Source organism: Nocardiopsis sp. LOL_012, assembly GCF_048060475.1.
GTDB lineage: Bacteria > Actinomycetota > Actinomycetes > Streptosporangiales > Streptosporangiaceae > Nocardiopsis.
In genome coordinates this window covers 1-392 of sequence record NZ_JBHMIV010000125.1, presented here as the reverse complement: position 1 = coordinate 392, position 392 = coordinate 1, and the positions used below count along the sequence as shown (strand labels likewise).

Below are 392 nucleotides of genomic sequence, written 5' to 3'. Positions count from 1 at the left end.
CCGAGCAGCTTGGCGATGGAGGTCACCGAGTACTCGGGGTTGGGGAGCATGTCGCGGGCCGCGCGGATCAGGTCGGCGTTGACTACGCTGGGGCGCCCGCCAACACGGCCTCGGGACTGGGCGGCGGCCAGGCCCTCGTGGGTGCCGGCCACGATGAGCTCGCGGATGAACTCGGCCAGGGCGGCGAAGACGTGGAAGACCAGGCGTCCGCCGGGGGTGGTGGTGTCGAGCTTCTCGTGCAGGGAGGTGAAGCCGATCTCGCGGGTGCGCAGGTCGGCGACCATGGTCACCAGGTCCTGGAGGGAGCGGCCGTAGCGGTCCAGCAAGGGGACGACGAGGGTGTCGCCGGGGTGGAGGAAGGCGTGGCACGCCTTCAGCTCGGGGCGCTCGTC

Annotated in this window: 1 protein-coding gene; it reads right to left on the bottom strand. The window is 71.4% G+C overall.

The features are described from left to right. Nucleotides 1-392: recombinase family protein (locus ACFHWE_RS23745; RefSeq protein WP_416604104.1), on the bottom strand; the 392-nt coding region annotated here is incomplete at both ends.